Source organism: Aeribacillus sp. FSL K6-2848, from assembly GCF_038004325.1.
Lineage (GTDB): Bacteria > Bacillota > Bacilli > Bacillales > Aeribacillaceae > Aeribacillus > Aeribacillus composti.
On record NZ_JBBOQQ010000001.1, the window covers coordinates 1406293 to 1432693 of the forward strand.

The following is a 26401-nucleotide window of genomic DNA, read 5'->3' on the forward strand; positions in this document are numbered from 1 at the left end:
ACCTCACTCATTAGTTTTAAATCTAATATTTACTTTACCATTTGTTTTTTTCATTATTCTATCATACAAATCATCTAGTATTTCTTCCGATACGTTTTGTCCCCGTATATCGATAATAACAGTTTGTTTAGTACCTCTCGGCAAATCACTTAATCGTTTTTCAACTTGGGTAGAAATATTGTTTACTAATCTGCTTCTACCACTTGGGGTAGTAATTTTATAATTTTTTACCTCTATACTAAATCCTTCTCTATAAAAATCTGGTCTTGAGCTTCCTTTTGTCCCATAAGGTACTTCTTTTCCGTTTTTGAAAGATTTTTGAGCACTATATTCTGGATATTCTTTTCCTATGTCAATTTCTGATTGTCTCCAAGACGGTCTAGCATTACCCATACCCTTAGTGCTAAGTTCAATGCCATCGTTGCCTGCTTTACCTCCGCCTACATTTATCCCATCCATCTTACTTAACCAAGCTTGAATCTTATTCTCCACCGGAACCTTAACATTCCCAGCCCCTTCTATGGCCAATCCCATTTGCCGGCTTGGCAGGAGGTGTCTTAAGTTTGTTGCGGCGTTGTCTACGAATCGGCCGACTTGCAACGCACCGTTTGCTGCGCCGGTTTTCAAATGCTGCGGCATTTCCTTCGCCCATGCTTTCGCATTTCGAATGCGGGCAACGATGTCTTTTTCAGCATGGACAATCAGGTCGCAGGCACGTTGTGATTTCTGGTGCAAGCCAGCTTTCAAGCTTGTAAATAGCTTGGGATCCATGGCTTCTAGAAGAGGTGCGAACCGGGCGGTGCTGCTGAATTTCGAAAGCGCGCTGACGCCAGGGACGATATCCAATGGGGCGAGGACACCGCGGAATACTCTTTCGCCTGTTCCCAGTTCCCTCCCTGAAATCCAGTCTTTTCCGGAAACGGCCGAGCTTAATTCCAGTGTACCATAGGCCATGCCCAATGCCATCCCTGCCGGCGGACAAATAAATGAGACGCCGACAATCACGACGAGCGCCGCTATTTGCCCCCAGAATTCTTTATTCAACTGTCCTTCTTTGATCGATTCATACTGAAAAGCATGGGAATTCAATGTCGTCTGTATATATTCTTTTTTCGAAAAGTCATGGCGGGTGTTCAGTTCTTTCCATGAGGCGTATTCCCGTTCCATTAGCCTGGCATAGTAGTTGCTGCCGCTGAACAGATCTTCCAGTCCAACTTCCGCTTTCGGCACTTCGATCGTCTCCTGTGAGCCATAAGTTCCTGGAACGACGATTATTTCTTTAACACCGATGTGGTTTTTCGTCTTGATCTTTGATATCGATAAGTCGCGCATCGCTTCGACAAAAGCACCGATATCTTGATAAAACGGCTCATCGATGGTGCGGTCGACAATATCTCCGATGCGGCCGCTAAAGCGGTGCATGACAAGAAAATCCTCATATAAGCTTTGATATTGGCTTTTGCGATCGGTATGGGTGAAAGAGATGACACCATCGCTGTCATATTTGGCTATGTCTGACTGGGCGTCTTCCAAAAGATCGCTGATATCTTTTAAGTTGTCGATCATGCCTTTTCCCCATGCGCCAAGGCCGATCAGATCGCCAATGCCTTTCTTGGTCCTTTCCCATTCTGAAGGTATATAGTTGACATTCACTGTATCCATGCCTCCGATTGAAACGAAATGGATTCCATCAAGTGGAAAAGCTTTTTGTTTCATTATAAGACAGATAAAGGAATTTTTAGTAAATAGAAATGAAAAAAGGGAATTTTAAGAAAAAACTACCAAGAGGTTTCTAGATTATTTTCTTATTTAGGTAATAGAGACCAATCATATTGTCTCAAAATAAAAATCCCCCTTAAAATTTGAAGGGGGATAAATGATTCTGTTTTGCAGGTAATCTTGACGGCAGCTTGTTGTCGATTTTTTGGTTTTATAATATGTTTGTTGGCGTATTTTTTGTTTAAGATAAAAATAAATTTTTTGCATTCTATTAGACTATGATTTATCCTACTACTACACCTTAACAGGGTGGAGGTCACTGGTTCGAACCCAGTCGGAATCATCGAGATGAAAAGTCATAAATCCTTGAGATAAGGGCATTGACCTATTTAATGTTCAAAAGTTGAGAGTCGATCGAGTAGTGGAAACAAAAGATTGATTATTGAATCACCCGCCAAAGTGATGGAAAGGTGCGTAAAAATGTTAGGGGAAAGTAATGGAATGGCGTTTAAAAGTGATTGAATCCCTAGCCAAAGTGATGGGAAAGTGCTTAAAAGTGATTGAATCCCTAGCCAAAGTGATGGGAAAGATTCCAGAAGTGATTTAAATCCCCAGCAAAAGTGGAGGAATCAATCGATCCTAGAAGTAACCTATCAAATTTGCAGCAATCGGTGAATGACCGAGTGCTTTATTATTCGGAACACAAGGATTTTAAATCTCGAATGCTTATTTTGTTACCCCATGCATTAAAAATGGGTTTAATATTATAATAAAAAAAAGAGAACTCATTTTTGAGGTGGACTAGGAATGAATAAAACTATTGCAGATATAGCAAAAATTTCGGGAGTTTCCAAAAGCACTGTATCTCGCTACTTAAATGGTGGATCTGTTAGTGAAGCAACAAAAAGAAAAATTGAACTTGCCATTAAAGAAACAGGATATACACCTAATCCTTTTGCACAAAGTTTAAAGGCTAAGAAAACATATTTTATTGGAACGATTGTTCCGCGATTAGATTCCTATGCAGCATCGCATACTTTAATTGGGATTGATGAACAATTAAAAGAGTTGAATTTTCAATTATTAATATCCAATACGAATCAGCAAATTGAACGTGAAATTGAAACGATTTATAGCTTGGCTAGTCAAAAAGTTGCGGGAATTATTTTACTTGCTACTCAAATTACACAAGTACATTTAGAGGCATTTGAAAAGGTGAACATCCCGATTCTTCTTGTTGGTCAAGAACATCCTGATGTACATAGTCTGATTCATAATGATTTGGAAGCAGGCTATGCAATTGGAAAATATGTATTAGAGAAAGGGCATCGAAAAATTGCTTACTTAGGTGTTACCGAAAAGGATGTAGCAGTTGGAGTAAGAAGAAAGGAAGGATTTAAAAGGGCAATAGCAGAAGCGGAAGGATGTGAGGTTCGTTATTTTGAAACAGGTTTTAATATGTTTGCTGCTCAACAAAGAGTAACAGAAATGCTAGAAGGATTTCAGCCAACTTGCATTGTGTGTGCAACGGATAATATTGCTCTCGGTGCTTTAAGGGCAGCACAATTAAAAGGATTGAGCATTCCAAAGGATGTTTCTATTACGGGTTTTGGAGGATATGATGTGACGGAAATTATTCACCCAGGGCTAACAACAGTAAAACTGTTTTTTAAAGAGGCTGGAAAGATGGCAGCGCAAAACATTGTAAAGCTTGTCAATGAGGAGTCAGTTCCAAAAAGAACATTATCAAAATATGAAATTATTGAACGAGAAAGCGTTGACAGCATCATTCCTAATGACTTATAATCAGACTGGAACCGGTTCCATTTCATAAAGTTTGGAACCGGTTCCTAAATCGTGAAAAATGGAACCGGTTCCACTAAATAAATGGGGGAGGAAGCTATGAAATACGATCAAATCGCAAAAGAAATTTTAGAAGCTCTTGGTGGAAAAGATAATATTTCTGCTGCAGCTCACTGTGCGACACGTTTACGTCTAGTTTTAAATGATGAAAGTAAAATAAATCAAGAAGCGCTTGACAAAATGGACGATGTAAAAGGAACTTTTTCAACGGGTGGACAGTTCCAAATTATTTTAGGGTCAGGTACAGTTAACAAAGTTTATCAAGAATTGACCAAATTAACTGGACTTCAAGAAATGTCTACAAAAGATGTGAAAGATGCTGGAGCGAAAAATTTAAATCCAATTCAACGTTTAGTGAAGCTACTTTCTGATATTTTCGTTCCGATTATTCCTGCCATTGTTGCTGGCGGTCTTTTAATGGGAATTAATAACGTATTAACGGCAAAGGATCTATTTATTGAAGGTAAGTCCCTCATTGATGCTTATCCAGAAATAGCGGACTTAGCAGCACTTATTAATACATTTGCCAATGCGGCATTTGTCTTTTTGCCAATTTTAATTGGTTTCTCCGCTACACAGCGCTTTGGTGGTAACCCGTACTTAGGAGCTACTTTAGGTATGTTAATGGTTCACCCTGATTTATTAAATGGTTGGGGTTATGGTAGCGCCTTAGCGAACGGTGAAATTCCAGTTTGGAGTATTTTCGGATTTGAAATTGAAAAAGTCGGTTATCAAGGGACCGTATTACCTGTATTAGCATCATCCTTTATTTTAGCGAAAACAGAACAATTCTTACGCAAATATATTCCGTCTGCACTTGATAACTTATTAACGCCATTATTAACGATTTTTATTACAGGCATTTTAACGTTTACAGCAGTAGGACCGATTACTCGTTCTGCAGGTAACTTATTAACAGACGGACTTGTTTGGTTATATGATACTACGGGACTCATTGGTGGTGCGTTATTCGGTTTAGTTTATGCCCCAATCGTTATTACAGGTATGCATCATAGCTTTATTGCAGTTGAAACACAATTGTTAGCAGAATTTGCTAAAACAGGTGGTTCGTTTATTTTCCCTGTTGCGGCTATGTCAAACGTAGCTCAAGGTGCAGCAACATTAGCTGTTTTTATGATTATTAATGATAAGAAAATTAAAGGTATTGCATCCGCAGCTGGTATTTCGGCTCTTTTAGGAATTACAGAGCCTTCTATGTTTGGTGTTAACTTGAAGCTACGTTATCCATTTATTGGTGCTATTACAGGTGCAGCTGTATCAGCCGCATTTATTACGATCTTTAAAGTAAAAGCTGTTGCGCTTGGAGCAGCCGGTTTACCAGGTATTATTTCAATTCGTCCAGATTCCATAGCTCCATACGTAATTGGAATGGTTATTTCATTCATCGTTGCATTCGTAACAACCATCATTTTAGCGAAACGTGCAGCGAAAAAAGAACAAGCAGCAGAAAAAGCATCTTAATAAATTAAATATTGGGGTCTGATCCTTAAAAAGAGGTCAGGCCCTGTGTTTACATCGTGAAGGAGTTTGAGGTTTAAAGATGGAATGGACGAGAAAACAACGGTATCGCCGAATCGAAGAAGCGACAAAAGAAGAATTGAATGCATTAAAAGAAAAAGTCAACAAAAGCATTTGGCGTCAGAAATTTCATATTCAACCAGTAACGGGTCTTTTAAATGATCCAAATGGTTTTTCTTATTTTAACGGAGAATATCACTTGTTTTATCAATGGTTTCCGCTAGGTCCTGTTCATGGATTAAAATATTGGTATCACACAAAATCAAAAGATCTTGTCAATTGGCAAAATGTCGGAATTGGTATTAAGCCGAACGATTATTTTGATTCTCACGGAGCTTATTCAGGTAGTGCTATTTGTCATGACGGTAAGCTCCATTTAATGTATACAGGAAATACAAGAGATGAAAATTGGGTTCGTCATCCATATCAATGCTTAGCGGTAATGAATGAAAATGGACGTATTGAAAAATTACAAGAGCCGGTTATTAAAGAAGTTCCAAAAGGTTATACCGATCATTATCGCGATCCGAAAGTTTGGAAGGAAAATGACACATTTTATGCTGTTATCGGGGCACAGAGGGAAAACAAAACAGGTTGTATTGTTCTTTATTCATCACCTGACTTAAAAAATTGGACATTTGAAGGTGAGGTTCAAACAAACTTAAAGGAATTTGGATTTATGTGGGAATGTCCCGATTATTTTGAACTAGATGGAAAAGGTGTGCTGATCTTCTCACCACAAGGGTTAGAGCCAAAGGGAGATCAATTTCAAAATATCTATCAATCCGGTTATCTTTTAGGGAACACACTAGATTTAAAGACAAAAGTTTTTGAACACGGTGAGTTTGTTGAGTTAGACCGTGGATTTGACTTTTATGCACCACAAACGACAATTGACCATAAGGGACGTCGCCTTTTAGTTGGGTGGATGGGTCTTCCCGAAATCGAGTATCCAACTGATAAGGATGGGTGGGCTCATTGTTTAACATTACCGAGAGAGTTGACCGTTCAAAATGGAAAGCTTATTCAGTGTCCTGTAAAAGAACTAGAAGCATTGCGACAAGATTCGGTAAATGTGAAAGATATTCTCGATGATGAGAAAAAAATGTATGAAGGATTCAATGGGACGACGTATGAACTTATTTGTGAATTTACGAACATGGAAGCAGATGAAGTCGGGATTGAATTCCGGTCATGTAAAGATGAAAAAACGGTCATCTCCTATAACAGAAAGGAACAAAAGGTGACCTTAGACCGTACCCATTCAGGGGAGGTTCCAGCTAAAGAATATGGAACAACAAGAACGTGCAGCGTTGAAGGGGATACGTTAAAGCTTCATCTGTTTGTTGATACGTCTTCTGTCGAAATTTTTATCAATGACGGCGTTGAAGTATTTACGAGCCGAATTTTTCCAAGACTTGAAAGCACAGATATTCGCTTCTTTGCACGAAACGGAAAAGTTACATTAGACACAACGAAATATAACTTATCCACTATGAATTAAAAGGGAGGTGTAGACAATGGGGCGCTTATTTTCAATTGGTGAAGTGTTAATTGATTTTATTCCAATGCAAAAAGGCAAAGCATTAAAGGATGTTCAATCTTTTAAACGTGCACCTGGGGGAGCCCCAGCAAACGTTGCAGCAGCTGTTGCGAGATTTGGAGCAGAATCTGCAATAATCACAAAGCTTGGAATGGATGCCTTTAGTGACTTTTTAATTGAAGAGTTACAAAAAATCGGTGTGAAAACAGATAAAATAAAGCGAACAAAGGAAGCGAATACAGGATTAGCATTTGTTTCACTGCTCGATGATGGTGAACGTGATTTTTCCTTCTATCGCAATCCTTCTGCAGATCTTTTGCTTTCAGAAGATGAAATTGAAGAAAGTTGGTTTGCTAAAGGAGATATTTTACATTTTTGCTCCGTCGATCTAGTCGAAAGCCCAATGAAAAAAGCCCATGAAAAAGCAATTCGACTTGTTAAAGAAAATGGGGGAATCATTAGCTTTGATCCCAACGTTCGCCTTCCACTATGGAACAGTGCAGAGAAATGTCGACAAACGATTTTAGAATTTATTCCGAAAGCACATATCATCAAAATTTCCGATGAAGAATTAGCGTTTATCACAGGAATCACTAATGAAAAAGAGGCGATTGAAAACTTATTCACAGGTGATGTAAAAGCCGTTATTTACACAAAAGGAGCTAATGGAGCCGACCTTTACACGAAGAATGCCAAATATGAATCAACTGGTTTCAAAGTTGAGGTTCAGGATACTACAGGTGCAGGAGATGCCTTTATCGGTGGCTTTTTATATAAACTACTCGAAAAAGAAGTAAACCATGATAACTTAATAGATGTATTAAATGAACACCATCAAGAAATCCTCACCTTTGCCAATGCAAGCGGTGCGATCACAACAACAGGAAAAGGTGCCATTTCATCCTTACCGACAAAAGAAGAAATCCTTAACTTCATTTCATGTAAATAAAAACATATTAAGATTAGCAGCACAGACCACGGTCAAGGTCTGTGCTGCTATTTGTGCGCCCGGCATGGGTGTAATCTATAGGGTGAAAGTCCCGAGCTGCGAAGGCAGAAGTAGCAGTTAGCTTAACGCAAGGGTGTCCGTGGTGACGCGGAATCTGAAGGAAGCGAGCGGCAAACTTTGGGTCTCTCGGAACACGAACTTCATATGAGGCTAGGTATCACTGGGTGAGTTTGCACAACAAAACAAAGCCCTTTCTGCCGAAGGTGATACAGAGTAAATGAAGCAGATGGATGGAAGGAAAGATTACACTCTTACCCGGGGAGGTCTGGCGGATATGTGAAGTACGCTTCATAACCTACTTAGTGATAAGTAGCTGAACCGTCAGAAGTCAGCAGAGGTCATAGTATTAGTTGGTCTAGAACAACTAAGAAGGACCGAACAATTAAGAGAGAATAGCCCTTGGCATTCAGTGAGTCATGATGAACACAGAAAACGTAGTACCTCACTTGAGGGAGGAAGCGGTGAATCCCGTGGGAGATCTCTTGGAGGGTGGAGTGACCACTGGCATAAAGAGAACAGCTATTCACGGAAGTTATAAAGACTTGCGTCAATTATCTTAATTGAACCGCCGTATACGGAACCGTACGTACGGTGGTGTGAGAGGACGGGAGTTAATCGCTCCCTCCTACTCGATTTTTAGTAGAAGTGGAGAAAAGGTCGTGACAGCCTAAAGAACGATAGGTTCGCAATGAAAAAACTGGCCTACTTCACGGATCTTATAAGAATCAGATTTAATATGTTGGATCCATGAGATCGTGGATAAGAAAAGGGAATCATTAAGGTTATATGAAGGCTTCTACAAATAATAGAGGAGGAATGTTTATGCAAAGTGTCATTGCCATTGATGTTACTAGGGGAAAGAGCTATATGGTTATTTATAATTCTGCTCAGATTTGTGTTTATGAGGGGGAAATATTACATAATCGCCTACAATTACGACATCGCATCAGCAACTTCGTAATTGTGTAGGAAAAAAAGCAAAAATCGTGGGGGCTATTTGGCATGCGTAAAATTATTTAGTTAGGGGCTTCTAATAAGTCGATTTTCCGTCTTATAGACGCCCCTTTAATGTTTTAGAAACGTTGATATATCAATGCTTATGATGTTTCGTTTTCAGTGGATTTTGACTTTCTGGACAACCCCTAAATAAATCCACTGAAACAAATAGTTTTACTAAAAACTCTTGACTAATTGTAAGTAGGGGGCTGTCCGAAAAGTCGATTGAATCGACCTTGGGCTCAGCCCTTTTTTCTGTTTTTAGGGTACAAAAAAATCGTCCTTTTTTATAGAATGAAATTGACCAAAAAACATTCTACAGAAAGGACGATTTCTTATGAATAATCAAATGACTATTCAAGAAAATTATAACACGCAATTAGAAATGACTCTAGAGGGTATTCAAAAAATAGAGGTTCAAAAGAATAAGAAACGCAAAAAACTAGTTTTCCAACCTTATTGCAATCGTCAAGTCATGAGCATTTTAGATATCGAAATGTATATTCCTGAAAATCATGTCGCCCGTTTAGTGGATGAAATGGTGGAATCGATTCCGGATGAAGTGTTGTATACTCATTATGTTGGTGGGGGTCGTGCACCCTATCACCCTAAAATGTTATTGAAAGTGATTTTATATGCGTACACTCAAAATGTTTATTCAAGTCGGAAAATAGCGCAAATGGTGAAAGAAAATCTTCCGATGATGTGGTTGGCGGGATTGCAAACCCCTGACCATCGCACAATAAATGATTTTCGTAGTGTTCGTATGTCAAACATGATGGATTCTGTATTTGAACAATTTGTCCTTCAACTAGTAGAACAAGGACTTATCGACCTCGACCATATTTTTGTGGATGGTACGAAAATAGAAGCGAATGCCAACAAATATACGTTTGTATGGCGAAAATCCGTAGAAAAATATGATCAGAAACTACGAGCCAAAATTCAATCGTTTCTACAAGAAGCGCACCAAATCGCCTTGGAGGAATTAAAAGAAGAACAATTAGAAGAAGAATTAGAAAAATCATCGGCACAACTTTCTGAGAGAATAGAAGCTTTGGAAAAAGATTATAAACAGGAAGAAGACAAAGAAAGAAAAAAAGAACTTCGCTCTAAAAAATCCCAACTCACCAAACAACTGAAAACGATTCAAACGGATTATCTTCCACGATTACGAAAATACAAAGTACAAAAACAGATTCTAGGTGAACGAAATAGCTACTCGAAAACCGACCATGAGGCCACTTTTATGCGAATGAAAGAGGACCATATGAAAAACGGCCAACTCAAGGCGGGTTATAATGTTCAACTCGCCACACAACATCAATTTATCGTGGGATTTGAAATTTATCAAAATCCAGGAGATACTCGCTGTTTCCAACCATTTATGGAAAAGTTATTGGAATCGATGCCGAAGGAAAAGAAACTCAAGTATGTCATTGCCGATGCAGGATATGCGAGTGAAGAAAACTATTTATATGCGATTGGCGAAGAAAAAGAACCTCGTTTTGAATTATTAGCCCCATACCAAACCTATTTGAAGGAACAAAGTAAAAAGTTTAAAAAGGATTTATCAAAAGTACAAAACTGGAAATACATCGAAGAAGACGATTGCTTTATCTGTCCGAACAATCGGAAAGTCGTATTCAAGTATTATCAAAAAAGAAAAAATGCATCTGGATACATACAAGATTTGAAAGTGTACGAGTGTGAAGATTGTACGGATTGCCCGTTGAAGAATGGGTGTACGAAAGCCAAAGGAAATCGTCGAGTATATTGGAACACGATTTATGAAGAAATGAAAGCGAAAGCCAAAGCAGCTCTTGGTGACGAACAAAAGGCAGCTCTTTATGCGAAGCGTAAAGTGGATGTCGAAAGTGTGTTCGGTAACATCAAGGGCAATTTGCGTTTCACTCGATTTCTGTTACGGGGGCTTCATAAAGTCCGAACAGAATTCGGGATTGTGGCAATGGCCCACAACATACTGAAATGGGCCGCAAATTCCCAAACCAATTTCAAAAATAAGGAAACAGAGCGAATGGAAAAACTCATTGTTTTCTCCATTCGCTCTGTTTTTATGGACTTTTTAGACAAGCCCCTTGCAACGATAAAGTACCTTCATCTTAAAACTGCTTGATGCTTACCATTTCCGCAATCGAATCAAAAATAATATCAACAGCGGTCTTTAGCTCATCATCGGTCATCGCCAAAACAGGGATAAACGTGATGACAGGACCTAATGGTCGGATAATGAGCCCGCGCTTTCTAGCTTCTAAAATAATTTTATGCTCAATCTGCTTCGAGCGGTCGAATATTTCTTTTGTTTTCTTATCCTTGACGATTTCGATGCCAATCATGAGTCCTTTTTGACGAATATCACCGACGATCGGCAGTTCATAAAGCTTTTGCAATTTACCTGCCAACGCATGAGCTTTTCGTTGGACATCCGAAACTAAGTTTCTCTTTTCGATCAACTCAATATTTTTTAACGCAACAGAACAAGATAATTGATTTCCCGTATATGTATGACCATGGAAAAATGTTTTATTTTCATGAACATCTCCTAAAAATGCAGAATAAATTTCTTCTGTTGTCAATGTTGCCGCAAGCGGTAAATATCCTCCTGTGATGCCTTTGGCTAAGCAAACAATATCAGGCTGGACATCTTCTTGTTCGCAGGCAAATAATGTTCCGGTTCTGCCGAATCCAACAGCCACTTCATCGCAAATAAGCAAAATATTGTATTTGCGGCAAAGCTTTTCAACGCCTTTTAAAAACCCTTTCGGATGTACAATGATACCTGCCGCTCCTTGAACGAGCGGTTCGACAATCATACCCGCGACTTCTGAATGATGCTGTTCAAGCGTTTCCTCAAGCCTTGTTAAACAATAATTCACAATTTCCTTTTCATCGCCATATTCGTCCATCCTATATACATATGGGGAAGGTACTTCAATTCGTTCAAACAATAGCGGCCTAAAGATTCGATGGAATAAATCCATTCCGCCAACACTTACAGCACCAATGGTATCCCCGTGATAAGCTTCTTTTAATGAGATAAATTTGTTTTTATCCTTGTAGCGGACAGGGTCAATGTTTTGCCAGTACTGGTATGCCATCTTCAATGCAATTTCAACGGCAGCAGCCCCTGTATCGGAATAAAATACTTTTGATAAATTTCCTCCCCAAATTTCCACTAGTTTTTTTGCTAACAAAATGGAAGGAACATTCGCGGACCCTAAAAGCGTAGAATGAGAGATTTTTTCAATTTGTTCATAAAGCACTTCGTTTATTTCAGGATCACTGTGTCCGTGAACATTTACCCATAAAGATGCATAACCGTCTAAATATTTTTTTTCCTTCGACATCATAAAGGTAGCTTCCCTTTCCTCTTTCAATGATGAGCGGCTTTTCTTCGATATAAGACTTCATTTGGGTAAAAGGATGCCATACATATTGTTTATCAAGTTGTTCTAACTGTTCGTAGCTATACTTCAATTTCTAATCCCCCTGACAATACATTCTTAAGTTCTTGCTTGGATATCAATGTTTTGGCTAATTGAGTAAGACTGTCTTTAGACAACGAGTCCATTGTTGGCAATTTAGTGATAATTGGAAGATTCAACATCTTATGTATAGTCCGTACATTATCAACATGAATCATATTGTATTGGTCAAAATGGTTAAATATAAGCCCGAGGATTTTAATGTCGTGCTTTTCGGCATAATTTACAGTTGTGAGTGTATGGTGTATAGCCCCTAATCCAGCCAGAGACACGAGAATTGTTGGCAATTCACATTCTTGAATTAAATCTTTTGTCATATAAAATCCATTAGAATGTTCAATGAGCGGAACCGCGAGTCCGCCTGCTCCTTCTACTAGAACAACATCGTATTGATTTTTTAATTCTAAAATTTTATTTTTTATTTCATTTGGCAGAATCGTAGTATTTGTGATCTCTGAAGCTAAATGAGGGGAAACAGCAGGCTCCATATAATACATCCCCGTAGAGCCTTTTTCTTCTCCAATCACTTCTTCATACCAATATTGATCGGCAAAAGAATCGCTCTCTTCTACTACACCTGTTTGAATGGGTTTAAATATTTTTGTTTTCACTCCCATTTCTTTCAATACCAGAAATAGAATGGAAGTGACAATCGTTTTGCCAATTTCTGTTCCGGTCCCTGTGATAAAAATCGCTTTTCCCATTAAGATGCAACTCCTTGTTTATGAATCAAAAAGTTCGTCCGTGGAAGAATCTGCGCTGCGATGATGGAACATAGGATACATAAGAAAATATCTCCCGGTATAGGAATCACAAAACCAAATAATAATGTTTGAGCAATCGTTAACGACTTATCGAAAATAAATTTCATTGCTGCATATAACCAAAGACAGCCAAGAAGATACACTACAAGAAGGCAGGCGAAATTAGCGAGGAAAATAGAAAATGTTTTTACCAATTGCAATCTCTTAATCAACCAGCCATTGACGTATGCTCCTAACACAAAACCTAGTAAATAACCAAATGTAGGTTTAAAAATGTAACTTGGACCTCCTCCTTCCGCAAAAACAGGCGCACCTGCCAGTCCAATCAAAACGTAAACAAGCTGGCTTAACATTCCGAGTTTTGGGCCTAACAAACACCCAGCTAAATAAACAGATACAATTTGCAGCGTAAATGGGACATATGGAATAGGGATTTTAATAAACCCACCGATCGCCGTTAACGCCGCAAAAAGAGCAATTAACACCATCGATTTGATTTTCATGCTTTTCCTCCTAATACAATATTTGTTATTTATTATGCAAGAAGAATGATAGAAATGTCAACCTAGAATTTTATTTGGTTAACATATTAAAGAAGAAGGAGCATTCCTGTTAGAAGTTTTTTCGGGGACTTGAATAAAAAAAGCCCTCTTGGTATGATTCGGGGGTGTCAATCGGATGAATTGACCCCTAATTTGGATACCAAGGAGGACTATACATGAATTCTATCTCAAACAAGAAGATTAATCAAGTCACCGATCAAACACGTTGCTTTATCCCACATATGGAGAAGCTAGCCTCCACTTCATTACCGATGCCCCAAACAGTTATTGCGGTAGTGAAGAAAACTATGTATATGCAGTTGGTGATGAGAAAGAGCCCCGTTTTGAGTTTTTAATTCCTTATGGGAGCTATGTAAAAGAACAAACACGTACATACAAAAAAGACATTAAAAATGCCAAAAACTGGACCTATTGTGAAGAGGAAGATTGTTTTATTTGCCCGAATGGAAGGAGAGTAACGTTTAAAAAATACCAAAACAAAAAGAATCCATCTGGCTATGAACAAAGCTTCAAAATATACGAATGTGAAGATTGTACCGATTGCCCATTGAAAGCGAAATGCACAAAAGCGAAGGGAAATCGTCAAGTTCACTGGAATCCCATCTTCGAAGAAATGAAAGCAAAGGCCAAAACAGCCCTTGAATGTGAAGAGAAAGCCGCCATCTACGCTCGACGCAAAGTCGAGGCAGAAAGTGTGTTCGGTCACATCAAGGGCAATCGGTCGTTCCGCAGATTTTCTTTGCGGGGCCTCGACAAGGTACATGTTGAGTTTGGGATTGTGGCATTAGCCCACAACATACTGAAAGTAGCCGGCATCCGCCAGCTACTTTCAGATAAAAATCGAAAAAATATAAAAGCAAGTGGAGAGAAACGAATTGTTTTTCTCCACTTGCTTCATTTTAGGGACTTATCGGACAGTCCCTTTCTTAGTGTAGCACCCCTATAAAACAGAAGAAAATCTAATTTCAAAATCTTTTTTAACCTAATAATTTTGTCTCATCACCATATTCTGTGATGTTCACACAATTCCGGAAATAAGTTAGCGAGATTGATACTCAATCTAGAGTAGCTCCTTCGTCAGCTTGATTCCTTCCAACTTGCCGATACTGCCCTTTCTCTTCGCAATGTTAAAAAAGTATGTAAGATTTTATTACATTAATATTACAAAAAAATTAACAAGAGAGTATATTAATTTACATATTCAAGACCTATTATTTTTTACTCTAAAATAGAACGATGTTCCTCTTAGCGGAACAAAATGAGTAATGAAATAAAGAGGTTCAAATTGTGAGGAGGGAATGTGATGGAACAATTGGAAATGAACAAAAATTTATCGGAACAAATAGGTATAGAGAGCAAACCTAAGATTACAAAGTATCAGTGGAAAACATTGTGGGCATCCACAATTGGCTATGCAATGGACGGACTGGATATGATGATCCTTGCATATACATTGCCTCTGATCATGGCCTTCTATGGGCTGAATCAAGCTGAAGGCGGCGCTCTCTCTACCATCACTCTGCTCGGATCGGTACTGGGGGGGATCTTTTTCGGCACTTTGGCAGATAAGTTTGGCCGAGTTAAGGTTTTTTCATGGACTATCTTAATTTTTTCGGTTTTCACTGGTCTTTGTGCTGTTGCGCCTAACGAGCAGGCCTTTGCATTTTTCCGTTTTATGGCCGGGCTTGGTCTTGGCGGAGAGTTCGGTATTGGCATGACCATTGTCAGCGAGAGCTGGCATAAAAAATATCGTTCAAGAGCAACATCGATTGTTGCAGTCGGTTTTCAGTTTGGAACCGTTCTGGCTACACTAGCCGTGTTATTTATCGCACCTGAATTTGGTTGGCAAGGTGTCTTTTTGGCAGGGGTATTGCCTTCATTGTTAGCATTCTGGTCTCGTAAAAATCTAGAAGAACCGGAAATTTGGAAGGTTTTAAAAAAGGAAAATAAAAATAAAATTGCGATTGGACAACTTTTTTCTTCTGCTAAACAAACAAAAACTACGATTGGCCTTATCATCGCGACGACTGTTCAGAACTTTGGTTTTTATGGAATCATGACCTGGATGCCGACCATGCTCGCTACTGAAATGGGTTACTCTTTTAACAAAACGACCGTTTGGACAGTAGTCACTATTATTGGCATGATTATCGGCATTATTACATTTGGCATTTTGGCAGATAAAATCGGGCGCAGACCGTCCTATATCATTTATTTATTTTCAGCTGCGACAATTGTTTGGATTTATTTTCATCAAACTTCTACAACGATTCTTCTGCTCTTGGGAGGAGTGCTCGGATTTTTTGTAAACGGCATGATGGGCGGATATGGCGCTCTGCTTGCCGAACATTATTCAACCGAAGCAAGATCGACAGCTGAAAATGTCATTTTTAACATCGGCCGGGGATTTGCCGGATTTGCGCCATGGATTATCGGTTATCTGTCATTAAATTACTCCTTAAGCTTTGCTTTAGGGCTAATTTCTCTTACGTATATAATCTCAGCGTTAAGTTTTATCTTTTTAATCCCTGAAACGAAAGGAACAGAATTGAAGTAGTCGGATCGGTTTCCGTTATTTATTTAGTAAAAAGGGGTTAATGTTTATGGAATGGTTAGATCGAATGATATCGGTCATGGACATAATCAGTGAAAAATCGGTAGAAGGTATTGGTATAACGGAATTATCCAAGCAAACCCTTATAAGTAAGGGAACTCTTCATCGGATGTTAAAAAACATGGTTGAACATAAACTGCTTACCCAGGACGCTGTTACGAAACGATATATGCTGGGGCCAAAATCAATGTTATGGGGTAGCGAATTTCTTCGCAACCAAGATCCAACAGGCTTGTTAACTCAGTATTGCAATGAAATTGGCAATAAAACCAACCTATATTCTTATATTTGCAGATTCCAATCCAATCAAGTCTATTGTACCTATACACATCAACCATCAGATGTACGCCATAAATATTTTGTCCATCTCGGCCAGAGAATGCCGCTGCACTGTACGTCAGCGGCAAAAGCAATACTGGCTTACCAGCCTCCTAATTTAGTAGATGGCCTTCTGCAAAAAGAAGATTTAATGAAGTACACCGAATACACAAAGCAGAATATTGAATTGATAAAAAGGGAATTATCCGAAATTCGCCAGGACGGTATTGCTTTTTGCAATCAAGAATTGGAAGTAGGTGTTTATGCTATGTCCGTACCGCTTTTTCATGAAAATCATAAAACGGCTATAAGTCTTAGCTTGGTCGGGGAATGCCAATATATTCAAGAAAACCGAATGCAATTCATCAAGGAACTGAAAAACATTTCCGAACAGGCAAGCGAGCATTTAATATCTATGAATCTATTAAGTTCCAATCGGATCTAGAGAAAAAGAATAGCAAAAACAAGTCGGAAAAGAGGGGTGGGAAAAACAATGGAATTATCTGAAACATTGGGGGACAGATATGAGGTGGTTTTTTGAAAATTTCCAGGGTTATGCAAACATTAGAAAAAATCAACGAGTTTGGAAAGACGGATTGCGGTATATCAAGATTAGCTTATTCAGATGAAGAACAACAGGCCAAATTCTATTTATTGGAGCAATGTCGGAATTTAGGGATGAAAATAAGCGTCGACCCGGTTGGCAATATGATCGCCCGTTATGAAGGATTGGATCATACATTGCCTGCTGTAGCTGTTGGTTCCCACTTAGATACTGTTTACAATGGGGGCAAGTTTGACGGTGTGCTGGGTGTTGTTGCAGGACTTGAAATTGTTAGGAGCATTGTGGAACAAGGGATCACGACGCTTCATCCAATTGAATTGATATGTTTTGCTTGTGAAGAATCATCCCGATTTAATTTTTCAACATTAGGCAGCAAAGCGATGATCGGCAGCTTAAACCTCGAAACCCTTAAACAGTTGAAAGATCATGATGGCATTTCCTTAGCACATGCATTTCAAAAGCAAAATTTACACCTCGAAAACTACCATATGGCGGAAAGAACAGAAAGGGAATTAAAGGCGTTTTTTGAACTTCATATCGAACAAGGCGCCAAGCTAATCGAAAGCGGAAAAAGAATAGGAATTGTTACTGGCATTGCAGCTCCATTGCGATTAGCCGTAAGTATTGAAGGGAAAAGTTCCCATTCCGGGACAACGGCGATGGGGCATCGCAAAGACGCTTTATTGGCTGCTGCCGAATTATCTTTAGCTGTGGAAGAAGCGGCATTTGCTGAAAGCGATTTTGAAACAGTGGCAACGGTGGGAGTGTTGGATGTTCATCCTTGCGCCATGAATGTGATTCCGGGATTAGCGGAATTAAAGATTGACATTCGAAGTACTGACATTGAATCTCGTAATCGGGTTTTCAAAAAAATTCAAGAAGAGATAGCATTCCTGCAGAACAAGCGGGGAGTTGTGATCAAGATAGATTGGATGATTGAAGAAGAACCGGTCATGATGGATCAAGGCATCGCTAAAACGATTGCTTCAATCTGCGAGGAGCAAGGATTGAGTTATATGTTTATGGCAAGTGGAGCTGGCCATGACTCAATGAATATGGCAAAACGCTGGCCTACTGCCTTAATTTTTGTCCCGTCAGTCGATGGTTTGAGCCATCATCCTGATGAATACACGAAACAAGAGGATATTGCAGCTGGAATAGCACTTTTAGAGCAAGCGGTCTTAACCAGCGCGATAACTTTAAGCAAGAAAGGAGATTCAGTATGGAGTCGCACCAAGTGAGAATCCTCTCAAATGAAAAAGTAAGTGAACGCTATTGGCATATGATTGTTGATGCAAGTGATATAAAAGAGAATGTGGAACCCGGCCAGTTCTTTCATTTTCTTTGCAGTAATAGTATCTATCCATTCCTGAGACGGCCGTTTAGTGTATACCGAATCGATTCGGATCGCAATACTCTTGAATTTCTTTATTTAGTAAAAGGTTTGGGAACAAAGAAAATGACTGAGCTGAAGGCTGGAGAAAAAATTGATATATTTGGCCCGCTTGGAACCGGATTTCATTTAAAAGAATCCGATTCCAATATCCTCCTTCTTGCCAGAGGTGTTGGCATTGCGACATTGGCGGCATTAGCTTATAAAGCTGTCGGCAAAAACAAAAAAGTCATTGCAATACTAAGCGCCAGATGCCGAAATGATCTCTTGGCTGCTGATTATTTAACCAGTTTTGGCGTTCAAGTGTATAAAGTGACTGATGAAGAAGGAACAAGCGATTTGCACAACGTTAAGGAATTAATCAATCAACTTCTTATTGAAAATGACATTCATGCTCTTTATACATGCGGTTCAAAAAGATTAGCTCGATTAATGCAAAGTATCGGAAAAAGGGAAGGATTGTGGGGAGAAATTGCTCTCGAAGAAAATATGGGATGTGCAATGGGAGTTTGTTTTGCATGTCTTTGTCATATACATGATGGCCATGAAGCGAAAAGTGCCCGAGTTTGTGTTGACGGTCCTGTATTTCCTTTAGAACAGGTGATCCTACAATGAAAAATGCGGCAGTGAATATGAGTGTAGATATTGGTGGATTAGTTTTGAAAAATCCGGTTATGCCAGCTTCAGGTACATTCGGCCCTGAGATGGAAAAGGTGATTGATTTTAATCGCTTAGGTGCGATTGTTCTTAAAAGCATTACGATGTTTCCGCGTGCTGGAAATTCAGCTCCACGCGTGTGTGAAACACCGGCTGGAATGATAAACTCCATTGGGATCCCAAGTAAAGGGATAGAGTATTATTTGGAAAACTCCGTCCCTTCTTATTCAAAATATGACTCACCCCTCATTTCCAGCTTATCAGCTGATTCCATTGATGAATTTGCCAAACTGGCTGAAATTGTAACAAAAAGCAATGATGTGGATGCAATAGAATTAAATATTTCCTGCCCTAATTTAAAAGGAAACGGCCTTGCATTCGGTATGGATGCAGACATCACGTTTAACCTTGTAAAGAAGGTTCGTGCTGTAACGGAAAAACCAATCATTACAAAGCTTACGCCCAATGTAACAAACATACAAGAAATAGCTGTAGCGGCTGAAGAAGCTGGGAGCGATTGTTTAAATGTCGCTAACACTTTTTTGGCGATGTCCATTGATGTTCATACGAGAAAGCCGAAGATTGGGAACATTATGGGCGGGCTGTCTGGACCCGCAACGAAACCGATCATTGTCAGACTAATTTATCAAGTTTCCCAAGTCGTTCACATTCCGATTATTGGATGTGGCGGAGTTATGTCAGGAGAAGATGCCATTGAAATGATGTTAGCTGGGGCAACTGCTGTTCAAGTCGGAACGGCAAATTTCATTCAACCTGATGCGATGATCAGAATATTGAAAGAAATTGAATCATATATGGAGCAATATCAAATAAAAGATATTCGTGAAATCATCGGACAAGTAGTAATAAATCAATAACAAGGGGTGATGGAATCAATGGAGTTCGATTTACTAATAAAAAATGGAACGATTGTGACCCCAGAAGATGCTTATAAAGGCAATATTTATATAAAAAATGGAAAAATTGCCGCTATCACAAACGATGAATTGCGGAGCGATGTAGGGGAAGTCGTGGATGCAAACGGAAAATTTGTATTTCCTGGTTTTATTGATACCCATGTGCATTCGAGGGATCCCGGTGCTACCTATAAAGAGGATTTTTACCATTCTACTCAAGCTGCCGCAGCCGGAGGTGTTACGACTGTTTTTGAAATGCCAAATACGAATCCGCCGGTAAATAATGTGGAAAATTTTCGGAAACAGGTTGCAAATTTGAAAAGTAAAGCTTTTGTTAACTTTGGCGTTTGGGGAATTTGTCTTGGGCATTTAAATATGAAAGAATACGAAAAGCTTCACCATGCTGGTGTCATTGGTTTTAAATTTTTCTGGGGATATGCTGTACATTCGGAAACATTCCAATTGATATATAACTATAAACCGGGGATGAAAGATGTAATCCCGCCATTTGCAGACGGTGAAATATATGAAATGTTTCAGGAAGTGGCAAAAACCGGGCAAATATTTGCGATTCATGCGGAAAATCATGATCTCATCCAGCGGCTGACACAAAAAGTTGAGGATCGGAATGGACGCACTTACATGGATCTGCTCGAAGGCAGACCCAGTCTTGCCGAAGAATTGACAATACAATCGGGGATAGCTATGGCAAAAAAAACCGGGGCGCGACTCCATATATTGCATGTTAGTACTGCCGAAGGGATAGAATTAGTTCGCCAGGCGCAAAAAGAAGGCTATCCAATTACCGCAGAAACATGCCCGCATTATTTGTTTTTATCAGCAGAAGATTATGATCATATAGGGCCACAGATGAAAGTTTATCCTCCGATTAAATATAAAAAAGACCAAGAAGCCCTTTGGGATGCGTTGCAAGATGGGACCATTTCTCATGTTTGTTCTGATCACGCTCCACACACTGAAGAAGAAAAAGCAGGAGATTTATGGTCAATCCCGGCAGGTATGTGTGGAGTTGAAACAATGGCTCCGCTAATGTTAAATGCAGTCAACGAAGGAAAAATTTCAATCCATGATATTGTCCACCTTCTTTCGGAAGGGCCGGCAAAATTATTTAATTTATATCCTAATAAAGGTGTTATTCGTATAGGCGCCGATGCGGATATCACGATTGTTGACATGAATAAAGAACATACAATTAAACGCAATGAGCTCCATAGCAAGAGTAAAGTTACCGCTTTTGATGGGTTTAAAGTGAAAGGGGTTCCCGAACAGACAATTGTAGGAGGTACGATTGTTATGAGGGATGGCGAAATAATTGGCCCGCCAACAGGAAAATTCATTGCACCAAATGCATCAAACTGATAAGGAGATTGGCGAATGACAGGTATGAGTTTTGTTGCGACAGGAGACAGTTTTTTAACAAGAAGGTTGTCTAAGAAAGATTATGATCGTCATCTTGCTGAATTGATTGGGAGAGCGGAATTTCGTTTTACAAATTTAGAAGTTACCCTTCACCATAACGAAGGGTATCCTTCTGCGCTAAGCGGTGGTACGTGGGCTATGGCCGATCCGGAACGGCTGGATGACTTAAAAAAGTATACATTTAATTGTATGACATGGGCCAATAACCATACGCTTGATTATTTATACGGCGGTTTGAGTGCAACGGAACGATATTTGAATGCATCTAATATCGTACATGCAGGTGCAGGAGAAAATTTGGCTGCTGCAAGTTCCCCTAAATATTTAGACTGCGAGTCAGGAAGAGTAGCTATAATTGGAGCCACTTCCACGTTCCATGATTTTTGGCGGGCTGGTGAACAACGCTCTGATATGAAAGGACGTCCTGGGGTCAATCCGCTTCGCTACAAGACTACGTATTATGTAAAACCGGAACATATGAAGGTTCTCAGGGAAATTGCTGATGTTACGGGAATGAATGCGGAAAATGATCTGGCAATTAAAGAGGGGTTTTCTGCTGAAAATGATCAGTTTAAATTTGGGGAATATACATTTTGCATAGGCGACAAAGAAGGAATGGTTAGAGTTCCCTATGAAAAGGATTTAAAGAGAATAACAAAAGCCATTCACGAAGGAAAGCGCCAGGCTGATTACGTCATCATTAGTATTCATTGCCATGAAATGAATAAGGATCGCAAAGATCAGGCGCCTGATTTTCTGGAAGCCTTTGCCCGTCATTGTATCGATGAAGGTGCTCATGCAGTGATTGGCCATGGCCCCCATATTCTTAGAGGCGTAGAAATTTATAAAAACAGACCGATTTTTTACAGTTTAGGGAATTTTATTTTTCAAAACGATTCTGTGCAGAAATTGCCTAGCGATTTCTATGAACAATATGATTTACCATTGACGGCTACTGTGGCGGATGCACTTGATAAACGAAGCAACAATAATACAAAAGGTCTTGGGGTTAATAAGGCAGTATGGGAATCTGTGGTTGCCTTTTGGGAAATGAAGGAAGGTGCTCTTACAAGTTTAACTTTTTATCCAATAGAATTAGGATATGGATTAAAACGATATCGAAGAGGCTGGCCTAAATTATCGGATAATATCGAAATATTGAAAAGGTTGGAAATATTATCGAAACAATATGGAACCAAATTTGACATTAAAGATGGAACAGCCAAAGTAATGTTAAATTAAATGTTTTTGTAATTTCCTGAGTAAGAAATATATAAAGGGTGAATAAAATGGATAAGGTAGAAAAAGTGAAAGTTTTATCACAATTATTTGACCTTATTAATTATTATTATGAGTATCGTGATCAACCAGCTGATGATCATTTTATTCAAAGTTGGCTCTCTGCTTCGGCCAGTTTTGCCCAAATTTTTGTGTCAGCGTGATCAACATTTGCAGTTGGTTAATCTTCATTTAGAAATGATAATCTGACAAATTCTTCTTCCTATCGTTAATTCAATCGGTAGGCGATTCGCGTTAAACAGTTCCAACGTGATTTGTCCTTTAAATCCCGGGTCAACCCAACCGGCATTTTGAATAAATAGCCCTAAGCGGCCGATCGAGCTTCTTCCTTCTACGAAAGCAGTAAGATTTTCCGGCAGCTCGATGGTTTCTATAGTAGTCGCAAGCAAGAAAGAGAAGGGGGGAATGACAATTTTCTCGTTTTCAGCCACTACTTCTTTATATTTCGCTTTCGCCTCTAATGATAGATGAGCATTGGCGTGCTCATCCATCACAAGAAAATGATTTCCAAGGCGCAAATCTACTGAAGCAGGTTGAATTTGCTCTTTTGTTAAGGGATCAATGACCAATTCTTTATGTTGAATTTTCTCAAGAATAGTTTTTCCAGATAAAATCATTCCTTCTTTCCTTCCTCCAGTTACACTTTTTGTAAATTCCAAGGGAATGGATCTGGAAGAGTAGACCAGTCTTGATCAAACTCAGCGTCGGTTAGTAAACATTTATCCAATTCCTTTATGATTTCTTCAGGGCGTAAATCTATTCCAATAAATACTAATTCTGTTTGCCGATCTCCGAACTGATCATCCCACTCGTCCAGCAAATGAGGGTTTTCCTTTAAAATTTGCTGCTGCTCTTCTTTCGGTAAAGAAGCGACCCAATAAGAGATCGGTTCAATACTAACAGAAGGTCCTGCCTGAGACATCAAAAGGGCAAGGTTATTCCTAGTTGCGCACCATGCAATTCCCTTTGCCCTTACAATATTTTCGGGCATGGAGTGAAGCCAATTGTAAAAGCGCTCGGAATGGAAAGGCAAACGTCTTGAATAAACAAAGGAAGAAATTCCATATTCTTCAGTTTCCGGTGTATGCTGATCATGCCCTTGCTCTAACTCCTTGATCCATCTAGCTGAAGAGCTTGCTTCCTCAAAATTGAATAGTCCAGTGTTTAAAATCTCTCGAGGATCAATCTCACCTTTGACAGTACGAATAAGTTTCGCTTTTGGCTGCAATGTTTTTAATACCTTTTCCAGCTTTGCCAATTCTTCTTCAGACACCAAGTCACACTTATTCAAGATGAGCACATCGCAAAATTCAATTTGATCAATAAGAAGGTCTGCGATTTCACGAGTATCGTCTTCACTTAACGCTTGCTTTCTATCTAATAGCCGATCACCTGACTGGTAATCCTTCCAGAATCGATTGGCATCTACAACCGTCACCATCGTATCCAATCGACAAAAGCGCGTCAGATCGATTCCTAGTTCTTCATCAATATATGAAAAAGTCTGAGCAACTGGGATTGGCTCACTAATTCCAGTCGATTCAATAATGATATAATCGATATTTCCTTGTTTAGCGAGCCTTTCTACTTCGATTAATAGATCTTCCCTTAATGTACAGCAAATACATCCGTTTGACATTTCGACTAGCTTCTCCTCAGTTCTTGAAAGCTCTCCGCCTTGTTTGACTAATTCAGCATCAATATTGACCTCGCTCATATCGTTCACAATAACGGCTACCTTGAGCCCTTGGCGATTTTGTAAAATATGATTCAGAATGGTAGTTTTCCCTGCTCCTAAGTAGCCGCTTAAAACGGTCACAGGTATTTTTTTATCCATTGTCATCTTCCTTTCAACAATTAAAGTTTTTCTTTGACCTCAGATTGGTTCGAGAAAATTGAAAACCAATTTATATAAATCGTAATCATTACGATTTATATAATATTTAAACATATTTTTTTCGTAAATGCAAAATAAACTGTGGGAGTATTGATTTAGAATGACGCAAGCCGAATATTAAACGATATACACAAAAGCAGAACGCATTCATAGCTGCCAAAAAGTACTTCAGAGAAAGTTCTTCTATAAAACAATCGTACAATACACATCATGAACAATTTCTGGAAGCTTGAAATCGATGTGCACAATGCTTTTATAAATGGAAAAAAATTATCCATTCACAAATTCCGTTTTAGATGGTATAGTTTTTACTATTTTCAAGGAGTGAGATGAACCCTTTTATTCTAATCGTAGGAGCGGGTCCTGTCGGGATTGGAATGGGGATATTATTAAAACGACTAGGAATTAAAAATTGCGGAATTTTAGAGCGTGACCGTATTGGGTCATCGTTTATGCAATGGCCGAAGGAGATGAGATTTATTACGCCATCGTTCACAGGATAAGGATTTGGTGCATTAGATTTAAACGCTGTTTCGCTGTCTGTTTTTGATTATAAAAAATTTGTTTAATCACCCAAAAAATTGCTGGAGAAATGGTTGTTTTTTTGTTTAAGTGTATATATCAAATTGAGGATGAACCAAGTATAATTTGATTAAAATTTTCTGAATAAAAAGAAAATAAAGTATTATTACCTGATAAACATCAATGAATATTCGTGAAAAATGATAGCGTTTTCAATTATTTAATTAATCTCATGTGAGGGGGAATGAAATTGTTTAAAGCATCTAATGGTGAAGAAATTTTTATTATTGATGCACACATTGCCTTATGGGATGGAAGCAAGGAGAATCAATTGAATATCCACGGAGAACAATTTATTAGTTGTTTTTATGATTATCACAAAAATCTAAGTCCGAAAGAATATTGGTGGCCGAAAGATGAGTTTGTAAAGTATTCTCCAGAAAAACTTGTGAATGACGTGTTTATGGAAGGATATGTGGATATGGCGATTTTTCAGCCAGTTTTTCTAAAAGAGTTTTATAAAAATGGCTTTGGTAATTTTGATGCAAATGAGGAGCTTTCAAAAAAGTACCCTAATCGTTTTATTTGCAATGGAACATTCGATCCTCGGCATGGCGAACGAGGCTTAGAAAAATTAGAAGAAAACAAAGAAAAATACAACTGGCAAGGGGTCAAGTTATATACAGCTGATTGGTATGGTAATTCAAAGGGCTATAAACTATCTGATGATTGGTCAAAAAGATATCTTGAAAAATGTCAAGAACTGGGGATAAGAAACATACACATTCATAAGGGGCCGACGATCACTCCTTTAAATCGGGATGCATTTGACGTAGCAGATGTTGATGATGCAGCAAGCTGTTTCCCTGAACTGAACTTTATTGTCGAACATGTAGGGCTTCCAAGATTAGAAGATTTTTGCTGGATTGCTACACAAGAGAAAAATGTCTATGCAGGTTTGGCAGTTGCCATTGCTTTAATCCATGATCGACCTCGTTATTTTGCTCACATTATAAGTGAATTGTTGTATTGGCTTGATGAAGACCGAATCATTTTTGGAAGTGACTATGCTATATGGGAACCGAAATGGATCATTGAAAAGTTTCTTGAATTTGAGCTTCCAGAGGATATACAAGAAGAGACTGGAGTTACATTTGATTTGGAAGTGAAGAAAAAGATTTTAGCAGGAAATGCAGCGAGATTATATAACATTGATATCGAAAAACAAAAAGAAAAATTAAAAAATTGTCAATTATCCAAACGGATAGCGTGACGAA

General features: G+C 38.8%; 19 protein-coding genes and 3 pseudogenes. 16 read left to right on the forward strand and 6 right to left on the reverse strand.

Translation table 11 applies throughout. The features are described 5' to 3' along the window. Positions 1-3: 3 nt before the first annotated feature. On the reverse strand, positions 4-1662 hold the full coding sequence (locus NSS70_RS07020) for a hypothetical protein (RefSeq protein ID WP_340881138.1): 1659 nt from the start codon (positions 1660-1662) through the stop codon (positions 4-6). Between the two features lie 864 nt (positions 1663-2526). Here NSS70_RS07020 and NSS70_RS07025 point away from each other — a divergent pair. The 5 genes from NSS70_RS07025 to NSS70_RS07045 all read left to right on the forward strand — a co-directional run bounded on the left by NSS70_RS07025 (position 2527) and on the right by NSS70_RS07045 (position 10806). Continuing rightward, positions 2527-3525, forward strand: coding sequence for a LacI family DNA-binding transcriptional regulator (locus NSS70_RS07025; protein ID WP_066249868.1), 999 nt, complete (start codon positions 2527-2529; stop codon positions 3523-3525). Between the two features lie 96 nt (positions 3526-3621). Then, entirely contained in the window at positions 3622-5064 is a 1443-nt protein-coding gene (locus NSS70_RS07030; protein WP_117017468.1) for a sucrose-specific PTS transporter subunit IIBC, read from the forward strand. Between the two features lie 79 nt (positions 5065-5143). Further along, entirely contained in the window at positions 5144-6625 is a 1482-nt protein-coding gene (locus NSS70_RS07035) for a glycoside hydrolase family 32 protein (protein ID WP_339199309.1), read from the forward strand. Between the two features lie 16 nt (positions 6626-6641). Next, the gene (locus NSS70_RS07040; protein WP_339194814.1) at positions 6642-7613 is read left to right on the forward strand and encodes a carbohydrate kinase family protein; all 972 of its coding nucleotides are present in this window, start codon (positions 6642-6644) and stop codon (positions 7611-7613) included. 1393 nt (positions 7614-9006) lie between these two features. Next, entirely contained in the window at positions 9007-10806 is a 1800-nt protein-coding gene (locus NSS70_RS07045) for an IS1182 family transposase (RefSeq protein ID WP_340881141.1), read from the forward strand. On the opposite strand, the pseudogene bioA reads toward NSS70_RS07045, so the two are convergent. The 3 genes and pseudogenes from bioA to NSS70_RS07060 all read right to left on the reverse strand — a co-directional run bounded on the left by bioA (position 10793) and on the right by NSS70_RS07060 (position 13442). Next, a pseudogene (gene bioA, locus NSS70_RS07050) lies at positions 10793-12167 on the reverse strand (adenosylmethionine--8-amino-7-oxononanoate transaminase). The gene NSS70_RS07045 and the pseudogene bioA sit on opposite strands and share 14 nt — an antisense overlap. Then, complete coding sequence (gene bioD, locus NSS70_RS07055) at positions 12157-12879, reverse strand: dethiobiotin synthase (protein WP_339199315.1); 723 nt, start codon at positions 12877-12879, stop codon at positions 12157-12159. Before bioD ends, bioA begins: the two are co-directional and overlap by 11 nt. Continuing rightward, entirely contained in the window at positions 12879-13442 is a 564-nt protein-coding gene (locus tag NSS70_RS07060) for a biotin transporter BioY (RefSeq protein WP_339199317.1), read from the reverse strand. Before NSS70_RS07060 ends, bioD begins: the two co-directional genes overlap by 1 nt. 265 nt (positions 13443-13707) lie before the next feature. Between NSS70_RS07060 and NSS70_RS07065 the strand changes: the two genes are divergently transcribed. The 9 genes from NSS70_RS07065 (at position 13708) to NSS70_RS07105 (ending at position 22848) form a co-directional block, all read left to right on the forward strand. After that, entirely contained in the window at positions 13708-14448 is a 741-nt protein-coding gene (locus tag NSS70_RS07065) for a transposase (RefSeq protein ID WP_340881143.1), read from the forward strand. 357 nt (positions 14449-14805) lie between these two features. Then, positions 14806-16059 carry an MFS transporter gene (locus NSS70_RS07070; protein WP_339199321.1) on the forward strand — a complete coding sequence of 418 codons (1254 nt, stop codon included), beginning with the start codon at positions 14806-14808 and terminating at the stop codon, positions 16057-16059. A gap of 46 nt (positions 16060-16105) precedes the next feature. Next, positions 16106-16879, forward strand: a complete 774-nt coding sequence (locus NSS70_RS07075) for an IclR family transcriptional regulator (protein WP_340733356.1) — start codon at positions 16106-16108, stop codon at positions 16877-16879. Positions 16880-16971: 92 nt separating this feature from the next. Continuing rightward, positions 16972-18240, forward strand: a complete 1269-nt coding sequence (locus NSS70_RS07080) for a M20 family metallo-hydrolase (protein ID WP_339199326.1) — start codon at positions 16972-16974, stop codon at positions 18238-18240. Then, on the forward strand, positions 18222-19007 hold the full coding sequence (locus NSS70_RS07085) for a dihydroorotate dehydrogenase electron transfer subunit (RefSeq protein WP_339199328.1): 786 nt from the start codon (positions 18222-18224) through the stop codon (positions 19005-19007). Before NSS70_RS07080 ends, NSS70_RS07085 begins: the two co-directional genes overlap by 19 nt. After that, complete coding sequence (locus tag NSS70_RS07090; protein ID WP_339199330.1) at positions 19004-19927, forward strand: dihydroorotate dehydrogenase; 924 nt, start codon at positions 19004-19006, stop codon at positions 19925-19927. The genes NSS70_RS07085 and NSS70_RS07090 overlap by 4 nt, the downstream gene beginning before the upstream one ends. Before the next feature lie 18 nt (positions 19928-19945). Next, positions 19946-21346 (forward strand): allantoinase AllB, encoded by a 1401-nt coding sequence (allB, locus tag NSS70_RS07095; RefSeq protein ID WP_339199332.1) that lies wholly within the window; start codon positions 19946-19948, stop codon positions 21344-21346. 15 nt (positions 21347-21361) lie between these two features. Further along, on the forward strand, positions 21362-22648 hold the full coding sequence (locus tag NSS70_RS07100; RefSeq protein WP_339199334.1) for a CapA family protein: 1287 nt from the start codon (positions 21362-21364) through the stop codon (positions 22646-22648). 47 nt (positions 22649-22695) lie between these two features. Continuing rightward, a complete protein-coding gene (locus NSS70_RS07105) occupies positions 22696-22848 on the forward strand; it encodes a hypothetical protein (RefSeq protein ID WP_339199336.1) in 153 nt (50 codons plus the stop codon). A gap of 27 nt (positions 22849-22875) precedes the next feature. Here the strand turns inward: NSS70_RS07105 and dcd are convergent. Both dcd and NSS70_RS07115 read right to left on the reverse strand, forming a co-directional pair. Then, a pseudogene (gene dcd / locus NSS70_RS07110) lies at positions 22876-23322 on the reverse strand (dCTP deaminase); the annotation flags it as partial. 20 nt (positions 23323-23342) lie between these two features. Continuing rightward, positions 23343-24542, reverse strand: a complete 1200-nt coding sequence (locus NSS70_RS07115) for a GTP-binding protein (RefSeq protein WP_340881145.1) — start codon at positions 24540-24542, stop codon at positions 23343-23345. A gap of 389 nt (positions 24543-24931) precedes the next feature. On the opposite strand from NSS70_RS07115, the pseudogene NSS70_RS07120 reads away from it, so the two are divergent. Then, positions 24932-25102, forward strand: a pseudogene (locus NSS70_RS07120) (NAD(P)-binding domain-containing protein); the annotation flags it as partial. Between the two features lie 272 nt (positions 25103-25374). Continuing rightward, positions 25375-26397 carry an amidohydrolase family protein gene (locus NSS70_RS07125; protein ID WP_063386441.1) on the forward strand — a complete coding sequence of 341 codons (1023 nt, stop codon included), beginning with the start codon at positions 25375-25377 and terminating at the stop codon, positions 26395-26397. Positions 26398-26401: the final 4 nt, after the last annotated feature.